This window comes from Anabaena sp. CS-542/02, from assembly GCF_028331085.1.
GTDB lineage: Bacteria > Cyanobacteriota > Cyanobacteriia > Cyanobacteriales > Nostocaceae > Anabaenopsis > Anabaenopsis arnoldii.
In genome coordinates this window covers 1-14,007 of sequence record NZ_JAQMTM010000029.1, presented here as the reverse complement: position 1 = coordinate 14,007, position 14,007 = coordinate 1, and the positions used below count along the sequence as shown (strand labels likewise).

15 protein-coding genes are annotated in these 14,007 nt (G+C 42.1%); 11 read left to right on the top strand and 4 right to left on the bottom strand.

The genetic code is table 11. The annotated features are described in order from the left end of the window. Window positions 1-5: 5 nt before the first annotated feature. The gene (locus PN447_RS02660) at window positions 6-146 is read right to left on the bottom strand and encodes a hypothetical protein (RefSeq protein ID WP_271760606.1); all 141 of its coding nucleotides are present in this window, start codon (window positions 144-146) and stop codon (window positions 6-8) included. A gap of 72 nt (window positions 147-218) precedes the next feature. Here PN447_RS02660 and rpmA point away from each other — a divergent pair, with 72 nt between their 5' ends. Beyond that, window positions 219-500 (top strand): 50S ribosomal protein L27, encoded by a 282-nt coding sequence (gene rpmA / locus PN447_RS02655; protein ID WP_271760604.1) that lies wholly within the window; start codon window positions 219-221, stop codon window positions 498-500. Between the two features lie 37 nt (window positions 501-537). Here rpmA and PN447_RS02650 read toward each other — a convergent pair whose 3' ends face one another. After that, window positions 538-966: a hypothetical protein gene (locus tag PN447_RS02650; protein WP_271760602.1), complete on the bottom strand. Its 429-nt coding sequence runs from the start codon at window positions 964-966 to the stop codon at window positions 538-540. A gap of 181 nt (window positions 967-1,147) precedes the next feature. On the opposite strand from PN447_RS02650, the gene PN447_RS02645 reads away from it, so the two are divergent. The 4 genes from PN447_RS02645 to cruG all read left to right on the top strand — a co-directional run bounded on the left by PN447_RS02645 (window position 1,148) and on the right by cruG (window position 4,326). After that, window positions 1,148-1,435, top strand: a complete 288-nt coding sequence (locus tag PN447_RS02645) for a hypothetical protein (RefSeq protein ID WP_271760600.1) — start codon at window positions 1,148-1,150, stop codon at window positions 1,433-1,435. Continuing rightward, the gene (locus PN447_RS02640; RefSeq protein ID WP_271760599.1) at window positions 1,432-1,851 is read left to right on the top strand and encodes a type II toxin-antitoxin system VapC family toxin; all 420 of its coding nucleotides are present in this window, start codon (window positions 1,432-1,434) and stop codon (window positions 1,849-1,851) included. The genes PN447_RS02645 and PN447_RS02640 overlap by 4 nt, the downstream gene beginning before the upstream one ends. A 301-nt stretch (window positions 1,852-2,152) precedes the next feature. Then, complete coding sequence (gene cruF, locus PN447_RS02635) at window positions 2,153-3,061, top strand: gamma-carotene 1'-hydroxylase CruF (protein WP_271760597.1); 909 nt, start codon at window positions 2,153-2,155, stop codon at window positions 3,059-3,061. 98 nt (window positions 3,062-3,159) lie between these two features. Then, window positions 3,160-4,326, top strand: coding sequence for a 2'-O-glycosyltransferase CruG (gene cruG, locus PN447_RS02630; RefSeq protein ID WP_271760623.1), 1,167 nt, complete (start codon window positions 3,160-3,162; stop codon window positions 4,324-4,326). Between the two features lie 8 nt (window positions 4,327-4,334). On the opposite strand, the gene PN447_RS02625 is transcribed toward cruG, so the two are convergent. After that, window positions 4,335-5,246 (bottom strand): ribonuclease H family protein, encoded by a 912-nt coding sequence (locus PN447_RS02625; protein WP_271760594.1) that lies wholly within the window; start codon window positions 5,244-5,246, stop codon window positions 4,335-4,337. A 175-nt stretch (window positions 5,247-5,421) separates the two neighbouring features. On the opposite strand from PN447_RS02625, the gene PN447_RS02620 reads away from it, so the two are divergent. From PN447_RS02620 to purU, 5 genes are read left to right on the top strand one after another with little or no spacing between them, the layout of a single operon-like run. After that, on the top strand, window positions 5,422-6,393 hold the full coding sequence (locus PN447_RS02620) for an ABC transporter ATP-binding protein (RefSeq protein ID WP_271760592.1): 972 nt from the start codon (window positions 5,422-5,424) through the stop codon (window positions 6,391-6,393). A gap of 9 nt (window positions 6,394-6,402) precedes the next feature. Further along, on the top strand, window positions 6,403-7,215 hold the full coding sequence (locus tag PN447_RS02615) for an ABC transporter permease (protein ID WP_271760590.1): 813 nt from the start codon (window positions 6,403-6,405) through the stop codon (window positions 7,213-7,215). A gap of 32 nt (window positions 7,216-7,247) precedes the next feature. Beyond that, a complete protein-coding gene (locus tag PN447_RS02610; RefSeq protein WP_271760588.1) occupies window positions 7,248-8,816 on the top strand; it encodes a GldG family protein in 1,569 nt (522 codons plus the stop codon). Between the two features lie 9 nt (window positions 8,817-8,825). After that, complete coding sequence (locus PN447_RS02605) at window positions 8,826-9,437, top strand: DUF4340 domain-containing protein (RefSeq protein WP_271760586.1); 612 nt, start codon at window positions 8,826-8,828, stop codon at window positions 9,435-9,437. A gap of 60 nt (window positions 9,438-9,497) precedes the next feature. Then, entirely contained in the window at window positions 9,498-10,352 is an 855-nt protein-coding gene (gene purU / locus PN447_RS02600) for a formyltetrahydrofolate deformylase (protein ID WP_271760585.1), read from the top strand. A gap of 757 nt (window positions 10,353-11,109) precedes the next feature. On the opposite strand, the gene PN447_RS02595 is transcribed toward purU, so the two are convergent. After that, window positions 11,110-11,313, bottom strand: coding sequence for a hypothetical protein (locus PN447_RS02595; RefSeq protein ID WP_271760583.1), 204 nt, complete (start codon window positions 11,311-11,313; stop codon window positions 11,110-11,112). A 196-nt stretch (window positions 11,314-11,509) separates the two neighbouring features. Between PN447_RS02595 and PN447_RS02590 the strand changes: the two genes are divergently transcribed. Continuing rightward, window positions 11,510-13,603, top strand: coding sequence for a pentapeptide repeat-containing protein (locus PN447_RS02590; protein ID WP_271760581.1), 2,094 nt, complete (start codon window positions 11,510-11,512; stop codon window positions 13,601-13,603). Window positions 13,604-14,007: the final 404 nt, after the last annotated feature.

The following is a 14,007-nucleotide window of genomic DNA, read 5'->3' as shown; positions in this document are numbered from 1 at the left end:
TAATCCTACGATATCAAGTATTGAATTAAGACTATTGCCAACGCGAAAACCAAGCAATGATAGCGGTAGTCTTTCTTGTAAATCTTAAGAGAAATATCGCGTCTGGCTAAGGCGTGCAAGTCTACACCAGGGATAACCGCCCCCATGCTCCCGTTGAAGTAGAAAGTAAAGTCTAGCTTTGTCTAGGTTTTATATAGCAGAAAACACAAGAGGTAATTATGGCTCATAAGAAAGGAACAGGTAGTACTCGTAACGGTCGGGACTCTAATGCTCAACGCTTGGGAGTCAAGCGCTACGGTGGTCAAACCGTACTAGCGGGAAACATTCTCGTACGTCAACGGGGAACCAAATTTCACCCTGGTAACAATGTTGGTATTGGTAGCGATGACACCTTGTTTGCCTTAGTTGATGGTTTAGTAGCCTTTGAAAGAAAAGGTAAAAACCGCAAAAAAGTTAGTGTTTATCCAGTTCCAACCCCAGCAGAGACAGCTAGCGTTTAGATGTGCTTGGGTGGGTAATCCCCACCCTCTCCAACCACTACATATACCCTGAAGATACCAAGTGTAGTAAGTGACCGCAACCTAACCCCCCTAATGAAAAGAGCAAGATAATTAAAAAAGCTTGTAATTGTGTGAGACGAGCGGTTTGACAGTCAATTCTCCCTAAGATACCCGCACAAATAATCAGCAACATATCCAGAAATATACCATACCAAGCCAGCATCAGAAAAAACAATAAAGCGCCAAGAGTGGCAACAGTAAAAGACCTGAGATTTGAGCTAACTAATAGACTGGAATATTTTGAGATTACCGACACAGAAACAGTTAAGCTCGCCACTAAAACTAAAATAGCTAATATAAGTAATATCCACAGGTAAAGAGTGGCGTTATTATCGGATAATACCCAGCCCAATCTAGTGTAAGTCAGTGAGACGAGGAATAAAGAAATCCAAGGCAGTGTTTTCAAACTAACATTCAATCTAAGATGAGTTGGCCTAACCATTATAGAATCATTAATTCGGTGATTAAATCCATACAAACATCCTTGAATTTGCGCGTTCCAGTCGTGATGTTCTCCAGTGCGATATCAGCAAATATTTTCCCAGTGATGCAAGATAAGATAAAAACAGATTCTTATTCAGAAGATCATGCAAGCATACAAACTCAAAGGAAAAATTGATTCATCTGGTAACTTAGTAATTACCGAACCACTGAATTTACCTCCTGGAGATGTGGAAATTGTAGTTTGGCAAGAAGCTACTGAGACGCTTGATAATACCACAACCCCAGCAAGGGAATCAGCACCAGAAACACCTAGAAGACGAACCAAAATCAAAGCTTTGCAAAACTGGTTTGAAAAAACCCAACCAGCACCTCCTGATTTTGATCCAGATCAAGCTAGATGGGAATATTTAAAGGAAAAACATAATCTGTGAAAGTATTGCTTGATACTAACATAATTATAGATATTGCTCTAGAACGACAGCCTTACTTCACTAATAGCGAAACAATTTTAGAATTTGTTGAACAGGGGCAAATAGAAGGCTACATTTCAGCATCAACTATTAGTGACCTTTACTATATTATCCGTAAACAGAAGGGTCGAGATTTAACTATTGAGTTTTTGCAAGAAATACTTATTTTCTGTCAAATTGCTACGGTAAATCAGGTTGTAATTACAATGGCTTTCACAACCCATTTTAAGGATTTTGAAGATGCCATTCAATACTCCACTGCGGTAGTCAATCAATTAGATGCGATTATTACCCGTAATCCTCAAGATTTTCCGGTCGTGACACCTCGAATTCTCAGTCCTGACCAATTGATTGAGGAATTAACCAACTCTCCTTGACTGACTTAAACAACTAATTTGGGGTTTGAGATTGAAAATCAATCTCTGCTTTGTATTGCTTCAGCTGTTCCTGAATCGCGTGTTGGTCGTCACCAGTGAGCAAAACAATCATCCTTTCACCCCCCGTGATTGCCGTAATTGGCTGCTAACAGTATAAGTTCAATAGGTTATGATGCACTTACTCAGAAAAATTAACAACTTCCAGGGGAATAATGGTACAAACTAGTTAAATATTTGCGTAAATATTTGTAAACTATTAACAGCCCAGCAGCCACACGTCACATCTTGTTAAGGACTGATCATGAAACAACTTGTAATCGCGGAGCGCGTAGGCCTAATTGGCCACATCGTGTCAATGGTCTTTGGATTGGTAGGCATACTAATAGTAGTACCGAATGCCGAAGTAATTTTCCATTTCTCTGAAATTGGACAAACTGCCATGCAGTGGAGTATGGCTGGGGGTGGTGTGGTCTATATGATCTTGGGAACCGCAGCTGTATTTTTGTATGGTTTACGCACCTTGGGGTTAGGGAGAATTTTGGCATTTATGCTGCCAGCAATATTGATTTCCCTGACCAGTGAACTACTGGGAACCAGTACAGGATTTCCTTTCGGTCACTATAGCTATTTGAGCGGCTTGGGCTATAAAATTTCTGGTTTAGTGCCCTTCACAATTCCCCTATCATGGTTTTATTTGGGATGCGTTTCTTACCTACTAGCCCGTGCTGGGTTAGAAGTGGACACAAAACCCAGCTGGTGGCGACATATTGTTGCTATTGCTTTAGGTTCCTTGTTGTTGACTTCCTGGGATTTTGTGCTTGATCCTGCCATGAGCCAAACTTCTCTACCCTTCTGGTATTGGCATCAACCGGGGGCTTTCTTTGGAATGCCTTATCAAAACTTTGCGGGTTGGTGGGGTACTGGTGCAGTGTTTATGACCGTCTCCGCCTTACTATGGAAAAACAACCCCATCAAATTTGAGCGATCGCAGCTGAATGTACCCTTAATAGTATATTTAGCCAACTTTGGCTTTGCTACAGTCATGAGTTTAGCGGCGGGATTCTCCATCCCCGTAGTATTGGGCTGTTTCCTAGGAGTAGGTCCAGCACTAGCACTGTGGTTAAAAGGGTCAGCAGTATCTAACCAAACTGATACCCAATCAACCACCAACCAAATTTCAGTGGCAAACATCAAAGTTGCCTTGAAATAAAATTAGGGGACAGGAAGACTACCGAAGACAACCAAAAACTCATGTCTCCTGCCCAATTTTTTGTGTAATCACCATTTTCATTGCTAGATATTTTTATTGTGGAAAACGCTTTAACAGTAGAAAGCGTCATAACTTTTCTATTGCTACTTATTCAAATACCAGCAACGGCGATTTTACTTTCCCGTCTGTTGAAGGGGCCAAGAAGGTATCCCCCCATATCACCCCAACAGCCAACCCCAGAACTCCTGGGTACTGTGAGCGTTGTAGTTCCCACCCTTAACGAAGCCCTGCGCATTAGTCCTCTGTTATCTGGCTTGAGCCGCCAAAGTTACGAAGTGCGGGAAATTATTGTCGTAGACAGTAATTCCCAAGATGGAACCCCGGACTTAGTGAAAACTGCACAGCAGCAAGACCCGCGCTTTCGGTTAATCACAGATGACCCCTTACCCCCTAATTGGGTAGGTCGTCCCTGGGCTTTACATAACGGATTTTTGTATAGTTCCGAAGCAAGTAAGTGGTTTCTGGGGATGGATGCTGATACCCAACCACATCCCGGACTAGTTGCTAGTTTAGTCACAACCGCAGAAGCCCAAGGATATGATTTAATTTCCCTCTCACCCCAGTTCATTCTCAAGTATCCCGGTGAATGTTGGCTGCAACCAGCATTATTAATGACTTTGCTTTATCGCTTCGACCCGGCGGGAATTACCACCACCCAGCCGGAAAGGGTTATGGCTAATGGTCAATGCTTTTTGTGTCGCCGTTCTGTTTTGGCTGCCGTCAGTGGTTATACTAGTGCCAGTAGTTCTTTTTGTGATGATGTCACCTTAGCGCGACATATTGCACAGCAAGGGTTTAAAGTCGGCTTCCTGGATGGCTCCCAGGTGCTCAAGGTGCGGATGTATGAGGGAGCAAGAGAAACTTGGAAGGAATGGGGTCGCAGTCTGGATTTAAAAGACGCATCTCTACCTGGTCAAGTGTGGGGCGATTTATGGTTACTCTGTGCAGTGCAAGGTTTACCTGTATTCCTCGTCCCTACTTGCTTGTTACTTTCCTCCCCACCCCTATTATTGGGGTTAAATGTATTTCTGTTGGTGATTCGTTTTGCCCTGGTTTTTGCGATCGCACCTTCTTACGATCGCAAAACGGCTCAAGGTGGTTGGTTATTTTGGCTTTCTCCCTTAGCTGACCCTCTAGCTGTATTACGAATCTTCCTCTCAGCATTGCGCACCCCCAGGGAATGGCGGGGGAGGAAGTATAACTGATTGCTTAGTTATATTTCATTTTCCGTTTCTAGGCGATCGCCTCGTTCTAACTCCCAGAGAATTTGATTTCCTTCTCGTCTTACCCGTGACACAATCCAGTTCCGCCAGCGCCACTCGTCTCCCCGACTAGTGACCGCGCTGGCGTGGACATCCATCAAGTCTGCTAATTCCGAACTGGTAATTAAATAGCCTTTTTCCGAAATCTCGTCAGCTATACGCAGAGTCTCCACCAAGTTTCTCAGTTGTTTGACCCTGGTTGTCGATAGTTGTTCTTCATTTATGGCCGCCTCTGTTAAGGTGGATGGTTCCATGGCATTTATATCTGACATAAAAGTACTTTTATCTTGTGTACTTTTGTGAAGTATTCTAGATTTAGACTCTTGACAGGCTACCTTTTCCCAGTCTCCTTCACCTAAAGAATGTAAAGATTTGTAGGAATCAGTAGGAGATAATTCTTGTAGAGATGGGATTTGACCGCTAGCAAATGAGCGAGCAATCACATCACACCGCTCGTTACCTATGTTACCAGAATGTCCGCGCACGTGCTGCCAATTTATTTGTGGAGTATTCAGTTGATCGAGAATTTCTAACAGGTCTTGGTTCTGGACGGGTTTACCATCAGATTTTTTCCAGCCTTTTTTTTTCCATCCTGGTAACCACTTGGTGACACAGTTGATCAGATATTCACTATCGGTATACAGGATAATGGGTTCACCTTGTCCAGATTCATGGAAGAATTTTAAAGCAGCGATCGCCGCTGTCATCTCCATCTTATTATTAGTCGTATAATTTGCAGCATCACCCATTTCATGAACTGCGCCATCAGTGAAATAAGCTACCACACCCCAACCCCCAGGACCAGGGTTACCAGTGCAAGCGCCATCAGTGTATATACTTTTAATTGTGCGTTGGTTGGACATAGTGCGGATTTGAGCAAATATGGAACCTGACCCCACCTCCTCCTAAGAGTCAAGGAGAGATGAGAAACCTTTTGTTGTATGTTACTTAATTCCCACTCCCAGCAGTGGAGATGAGGATTACTCCTCAAGTGATCTAAGATGATTGGGTATTCTCTATTTTGTTACCAGTCACGCCATGATTGAAGTCGAACATCTGTGTAAAACTTACGGTTCTACCCCAGCTATTCATGATGTTACCTTTAGCGTCGAACCAGGGGAAATTTTAGGATTTCTGGGACCCAATGGTGCGGGTAAAACTACAACCATGCGGATTTTAGCCGGTTATTTACCAGCTACCAAGGGTAAAGCCGCAATTGCTGGCTTTGATGTTCATGAAAATTCCCTCGCAGTTCGCCAACGCATTGGTTATTTACCGGAAACACCACCGTTATATCCAGAAATGACCGTGGAGGGATTCTTACATTTTGTCGCACAAATTAAAGGTGTTCCCCCTGGCGATCGCACCCAGAAGGTCACAGCAGCGATTAAACGCTGTAACTTAGAAGATAAACGCCAAGTAATTATCCGCAAACTATCTAAAGGATACCGCCAAAGAGTCGGCATTGCTCAAGCCATCGTCCACGACCCACCAGCAATTATTTTAGATGAACCCACCGTGGGACTTGACCCCCGACAAATTATTGAAGTCCGCAATTTAATTAAAAGTCTCGCTGGTACTCACACCATTATTCTGTCTACCCACATTTTGCCAGAGGTGAGTATGACTTGTAGCCGTGTCGCCATTATCAACGGGGGTAAAATTGTCGCCACCAACACACCAGAAAACCTCATGACCCAGTTATCAGGTGGGTCAGCATATGAAATAGAAATTGAGGGAGATGGTGATTTAGCAACACAAACTTTGCAAAATATCCCCGGTGTAAGTCTGGTAGAATCTGTTTCTAGTAATCATCCATGTGATGACAACCGCGCCCACCTGCGGGTAATTTCCCAACCAGGAATGGAAGCGGGAAAAGATATTGCTGCAACATTAGTCACTGCGGGTTGGCGATTACATGAAATGCGACGTGTCAGCGCTACCCTAGAAGATGTATTTTTGCAATTGACTACAGCAGAAAAAAATCTAGATTCAGATTCACCAAACTAAGGAGCCTTAATGGGTATAGTGCTGAGTAATATTATTGCCATTTATCGCCGAGAGTTACAGAGTTATTTTATCTCCCCCTTAGCCTATGCGATCGCCAGTGTATTTTGGTTGATAGCCGGGTTATTCTTTGTCACAATTTTAGTAGGGCCTGATGGGATTTTACCAACAGTTGCCCAAGTAGACCTCCAAGGACAACAACTAAATATACCAATACCACCCATAGATGTTCCCTATGAATTTATCCGTGCATTCCTGGATAGATTGGGGTGGCTACTGTTATTTATTTTACCAATAATTTCTATGGGATTGTATGCCGAAGAACGCAAGCTGGGTACTTTGGAACTGTTAGCCACCTCACCAGTGACTAACTGGGCGGTAGCAGTAGGTAAATTATTGGGTGTACTCACATTCTTTACCACCCTGATTGTACCCTTATTTATCTTGCAGGCGATCGCCATCAGTGCATCTAACCCACCTATGTCGCCCACAATTACCTTACTAGGGAATTTGGGCTTAATCTTACTAGCTGCGGCAATATTATCATTAGGAATGTTTATTTCCTCCCTGACCGACAGCACTATTTTATCTGCTGTCCTCACCTTCGCGGTAATTTTATTATTATTGTTTGTTGATGTGATTGCTAAGGGGATCGGTGGAACCATGGGAGAAATAATAGGTCATTTCTCATTATTAAAACATTACAATACCCTGATTCAAGGTATTTTCGATAGCAGCGCCGTGATTTTATTCAGTAGTTATATATTCTTGGGTATATTTCTCACGGCCCAGTCAATTGATGCACTGCGCTTTGGGCGGCGGTAATTAGGGAAACAATGACTAATCAGTAATTACAAATGAAAATTATCAAAAAAAACCAACCGGTAAAATACTTATTTTTTTTAGGATTATTTTTACTTGCTGTCGGGTTAACATCTGGAATAGTAGGGGAAACCTGGGGAATCATCCCCTTGATATTCCTGATTGCAGGAACTATTACCCTTGGTTTGTGGATAGTATTGCAAACTCAGCAAAATCAATGGTGGAATAGTCGTTCCACCCAAGCAGGTACTAATGCTCTCATTGCCATTGTAGCTGTATTTGCAATTGTGGGGTTACTTAACTTCTTAGGCACTCGTTATTACCTGCGTCAAGACTTAACAGAAACCCAATTATTTAGCCTAGCACCTCAATCTCAAGAATTAGTCAGGAGGTTAGAAAAACCAGTTAAAATATGGGTATTTGATGTTAACAGAAATCCCCTAGACAAGGAACTACTAGAAAACTATCGGCGAGAAAGTTCCAAGTTTGAATTTGAGTATGTAGACCCCCAAGCTAGACCAACCCTAGCAAACAAATTTGGTGTTCAAGATTATGGGGAAGTGTACCTAGAATCTGGAGATAACCGCCAATTAGTCCAAAAACTAAATACCAATGAACGCCTGTCAGAAATTAGATTAACAAATCGTCTGCAACAACTTAACAGTACAAGCACAACTCCAGTTTACTTTGTGCAAGGTCATGGCGAACATTCCTTAACATCAGGTCAAGGGGGAATTTCACAAGCCATTCAGGGATTAAGCAATATAAATTATACTGGTTCACCACTGAATTTAGGAGAAAAATCTCAAGTTCCAAAAGATGTATCTGTTGTAGTCGTAGCTGGTCCCAAACGAGAATTATTTGATAGCGAAGTCAAGGCTTTACAAGATTATCTGAATGGTGGTGGAAATGTCCTATTAATGATTGACCCCAATACTAAGACTAATTTCGACAGTTTACTTAAAGAATGGGGTGTTATTTTAGACAATCGTTTAGCCGTGGATGTTTCCGGATCTGCTGTAGGACTAGGCCCAGCTGTTCCGATTGTCACAGATTATGGACAACATCCCATTACACAAGACTTTGGTAATGGTATTTCCTTTTATCGATTAGCAAGACCTTTAGAAATTAACCCTGTAGCTGGAATTAAATCAACCATCTTACTACAAACTAAACCCTATCCTGACAGTTGGGCTGAAAGCGACCAGGAAAGCGAAAAATTAGAGTTTAACCCCGAAACAGATATCCCCGGACCTCTGACTTTAGGTGTGGCTTTGACTAAAACAATACCAACCACACCCACTGAAGGGGAAGAAAAACCCCCAGCACCGACGATGGAATCCCGGTTAGTAGTGATTGGAGATTCGGAATTTGCTACTGATGGCTTATTTCAACAGCAACTGAATGGAGATGTGTTTCTTAACTCCGTGACTTGGTTAAGTCAACAAGACCAACAACCCCTTTCTATTCGCCCCAAAGAACCCAGAAACCGCCGCATTAACTTGAGCGTCCTGCAAACCACTCTGTTAGCACTCTCATCTTTATTACTATTACCATTATTGGGGTTAGTAACGGCGGCTATTATTTGGTGGAAGCGGAGATAATCAAGACATATGAAATTACCACGCACAACTTTAGTTTTAATGTTTCTGGCTGTGGGTTTGGGTGGTTTTGTCTATTTCTATGAAATTAAAGGTACAACCGAGCGAGAACAATTACAGGCGCAAAAGCAGCAAATTTTTACCTTTACACGAGATGATATACAATCTCTGACCATTCAGAAACAAGATATCACCGTCAGCTTAGAACGCAACACCCCATCAACACAACCGCAATGGTTATTAACATCTCCTTCCATAGAACCAGCTAATGATGCGATCGTTGCTTACTTAACCAATTTATTAGTTAATGGTGAAAGCGATCGCACATTAGAAGTTACACCTAATCAATTAGAGGAATTTGGTTTTAGTCAACCCTTAGCCACGATTAATATTAAGTTGAAAAACCAGAAAACACATGAGCTAATTTTAGGTAACCCTGACTTTAACAGTCGTTTTTTATATGCTCAAACTGACGAGAATCAAGAAGAAAATGGTAAGATAAATGTCATACTTGTATCCACAGATTTTGAAAATGCTGTAAATCGGGAACTTTCAGAATGGCAACAACCAAAAGATAATAGTGAGGCTGAAACAAACCCAGAGGATGAACCTATTAAAAATTAGGCGATCGCCACATTAAAACATAAAAAGCAGCGACAGAAAAATTAAACATCAACCTAGTACATGACCCAACCCACCGCCACTTTACTTATTTCCTGTCCCGACGAAAGAGGACTAGTTGCCAAATTTGCCAACTTTATCTATGCTAATGGTGGTAATATTATCCATGCAGACCAACATACAGACTTTTCGGCTGGATTATTTCTGACCCGGATAGAATGGCAGTTAGAGGGATTTAATTTACCACGAGAACTGATTGGCCCTGCATTTAATGCGATCGCTCAACCTTTAAATGCTAAATGGCAATTACATTTTTCTGATACTATACCACGTATTGCCATATGGGTGAGTCGGCAAGACCATTGTTTATTTGATTTAATTTGGCGACAAAGAGCTAAGGAGTTCGCTGCTGAGATTCCCTTAATTATTAGTAACCATGGTCAACTTAAGGAAGTAGCAGAGCAATTTGGTATTGATTTTTATCACATTCCTATTACTAAAGATAATAAGGCGGAACAGGAAGCCCAACAGCTAGAACTACTACAGAAATATAAGATTGATTTGGTAGTTTTAGCTAAATATATGCAGATTGTTAGTGCTGATTTTGTGGCTGGGTTTCCCCAAATTATCAATATTCATCATTCATTTTTACCGGCTTTTGTGGGTGCAAATCCCTATCACCGAGCTTTTGAACGTGGGGTAAAAATTATTGGTGCTACTGCTCACTATGCTACACCTGATTTAGATGCGGGTTTGATTATTGAGCAGGATGTGGTGCGAGTTAGTCACCGGGATGAGGTTGAGGATTTAATTAGGAAGGGTAAGGATTTAGAAAGGGTGGTTTTAGCTAGAGCGGTACGGTTACATCTGCAAAATCGGGTATTGGTCTATTCTAATAGGACGGTGGTATTTGGTTGACGGTTGAGGGTTGAGGGTTGAGGGGTGATGGTTTTAATCTGGGGAAGGGGATTGATTAATTTGAAAGCATTGTTTGAGACTATTGTTACTATTTATACTTTTGGTTTTAATTTGGGGAAAGGGATTGATTAATTTAAAGGTATAAATATTTACTGAAAATAATGTCGGTTTGAACAGGTTTTAATGGTGGGAATTGGTGTGAAAATGAGGGGAAAATATATCAGAGTGAAGGTGAAAATGGGTAATTTTAATTTTGCGAGGGGGATGATTAATTTGAAGGCAGAATGTTAAGTAAGCGCATACTTGCACTGTTTTTGTTGGAATTTTGCGAAGGGGATGATTATTTTGAAGGTATAAATATTTACTGAAAATAACGCCGGTTTGAACAGGTTTTAATCGCGGAAATTAGTGTGAAAATAAAGTGAAAATATATCAGAATGAAGGTGAAAATGAAGAATTTTAACTCATTTTAATTCTCTGAAGGGGGTTGATTAATTTGACAGCTATATTTACAAAAATTAATATTAAGATTTGTTAAGTTTGAATCTCGCGAAGGGGATTGATTAATTTGAAAGTTATGTTTACAAAAATTGATATATTGATTAATTTGACAGCTATATTTACAAAAATTAATATTAAGATTTGTTAAGTTTGAATGCGGCGGATTTATTGTAAATTTACAAAATAACATTAAGTTTCAATCCTGAATTTAGCTGATGAGATTAAACAGGAGTATCAAAAAATCTGGGAAAAATTATCAGCACACCGGCGGGTTTTGAATTTCTCTAGCTAGAAAAGGTATTTCCCCTATATTCAAGATTTTGTTGACGGTTGACGGGTCAGGCTTTTTAAGAGCTACGACAACCGGGAGCCAGGGGTTAGAAACCCCTGTCTGATAGCTAAAGTCGGATAAATCCGACTGGGTGTTAAATATAACTTTATAAATAGGGTTAACAATCATTATCAGACGGGTAATTTATTCCCCGGCTAATGGCTGTTGATGGTCACGCATCTTCCCAATTAACAGTCAACAGTCAACAGTCATCATTTAGGAGTCCTATAAGATAAATTTAACTGAAAACGTTACAATAACGGAAATGTTCGTGGTATACCTGTAGCTAAATCAGAAAGCATCATAAAGTCTACCGCACCTAGCCATGATCCAGGACTTATCCGGTAAAAATTGCAGAGGTCATTCTTTCAAAGGTCAAAACCTTGAGGGTGCTAACTTTAGTTATGCAGATATTCGCAGCGCAGACTTTACTGGGGCTAACCTCACAGGGGCAAACTTTAGCCATGCTCAAGCAGGACTGCAAAAACGTTGGGCTATCTTTTTAGTCTGTGTATCATGGTTGCTGTCTGTAATTTCTGGATTTTTATCAGCCTTCACCGGAGCGTTGATAGCTTTGATATTTAACAGTTCCAGTGAAAGTCAGGTTGCTGGCTGGACTGTCTTAATAGTAGTAATTGGTGTTTTTATAGTTATCCTTCGCCAAGGATTTAACTCAGCGATCGCCATGGCCATGGCCATGGCCATCTCCATCGCCTTCGCCTTCGCCTTCGCCATGGCCTTCGCCTTCGCCGGAGCCGGAGCCGGAGCCGGAGCCATGGACGGAGCCTTCGCCGGAGCCGGAGCCGGAGCCATGGCCATCGCCTTCGCCTTCGTCGGAGCCATCGCCGGAGCCGGAGCCATGGCCATGGCCATGGCCATCGCCAAAGCCTTCGCCATCGCCATCGCCGGAGCCGGAGCCATCGCCATCGTCGGAGCCATCGCCGGAGCCATCGCCGGAGCTTTATTTAGTGCTTACATTGGTGGGAGAGCTATGAAAGGAGATGAAAAATACTCTTTGATTCGGAACATCGCTGTTGCTTTTGCCACCTTTGGTGGTACAAGCTTTCGCAACGCCAACTTAACAGATGCTGATTTCACTACTGCTACACTTAAAAGTACAGATTTTAGAAAAGCTAATTTAACTCGTACTTGTTTCCATAAAACTAAAAAACTTGACCGGGTTCGCCCTGGTAAAACTTACCTGCAAAATGGACAACTGCTGAAAGTTTTGATGGAAGGTCAGGGGCGAGAAAAAAACTTTGACCGTGAGGACTTACGGGGGGTTAATTTTGAAAAGGCGAATTTGGTAGATACTAGCTTTATTGGTGCTGACCTGAGCCAAGCCAATTTACAGGATGCCGATTTATCCAGAGCAATATTAGTACAGGCACAACTTAATGGCACGGATTTTACAGGGGCTACGCTTACTGGGGCATACATTCAAGATTGGGGGATTACCACTGACACCAAATTTGATGGTGTGAGATGTGAATACGTTTATATGCGACTCGCCACGAAGGAGAACCCTGATCCTCTGCGCAAACCCGATAACAATAAAGAAGTGTTTGCAGATGGGGAGTTTGGGGATTTTATCAAGCCAATATTTGACACCCTGGACTTATACCATAATCAAGATGTTGACCCCAGAGCGATCGCAATTTCATTTAAGCAGTTAGCAGAGAATCACCCAGAAGCTGATTTGCGAATTGTCGGCATGGAAGTACGAGGTGAGGATAAATTTTTACTTCGTGCCAAAACTACAGCGACAGCTGACAAGTCCCAATTGAGTGCCGAATATTCCGCTACTTATAACCAGATAAAAGGCTTGTCAGAGGGAAAAATTAATTTACTAATAGCAGAAAAAGATAATCAAATTCGTAGATTAGAGAATATGGTAATGACGGCGCTGGAACGCCCTAATTATTATTCAAGTACACAAATACAAGAGGTAGGAAGTATGGCTAGTAATCCCGGTGGCTTTTCAGTTGGTGGTTCTGTGGGCGGTAACGTCAACAACGTTCAAGGTGATAACAACCGCGCAGTACAGGGAGACAATAATCAGGCTGTTCTTGGTGACAATAATCAAGTTACACAACAAAATGAAGTGGGTGCAGATACGGGAGAAGCGCTCACTAAAGAGGATATTGTCAAGTTACTGGCACAATTAGAAACTTTGATTCAAGATGCAGAGTTACCAGCCGACACCAAAGAAGAAGTAATTGAAGATTTGAATGCAGCTAAAAACGCAACGGACAAAGCAGAACCAAATAAACAACGTGCGTTAGACCGTTTAACAAGTGTGAGAGAAACCTTAGAAAAAACAACTAAAACTGTAGATTCTGGTAAGCAACTTTGGACAGTAGCCAAGCCAATTATTGTGAGGGTTGCAGGTTGGTTAGGTGCGGCGGCGGGGCTTTAGTCTTCGTTTCTGGTTTCTATGTGATATTTCTCTTCTGGGGACTCTGGGCTATTTCGGTGGTGGTGCGATCGCTGATGGGGGGGCTTACAAGGGTAGGTTTTTTACATTGTCGTGAGGGTAAGACAAGGTGGACAAGGGAGGAAAACAGTCTAAAGAGCTACGACAACCGGGAGCCAGGGGTTAGAAACCCCTGTCTGATAGCTAAAGTCGGATAAATCCGACTGGGATAGATAACCCAGCTATCCGCGAATGACTGTGATATTTCTGCCTTGGGGACTCTGGGTGATTTCGGTGGTGGTGCGATCGCTGATGGGGGGGCTTACAAGGGTAGGTTTTTTACATTGTCGTGAGGGTAAGACAAGGTGGACAAGGGAGGAAAACAGTCTAAAGAGCTACGACAACCG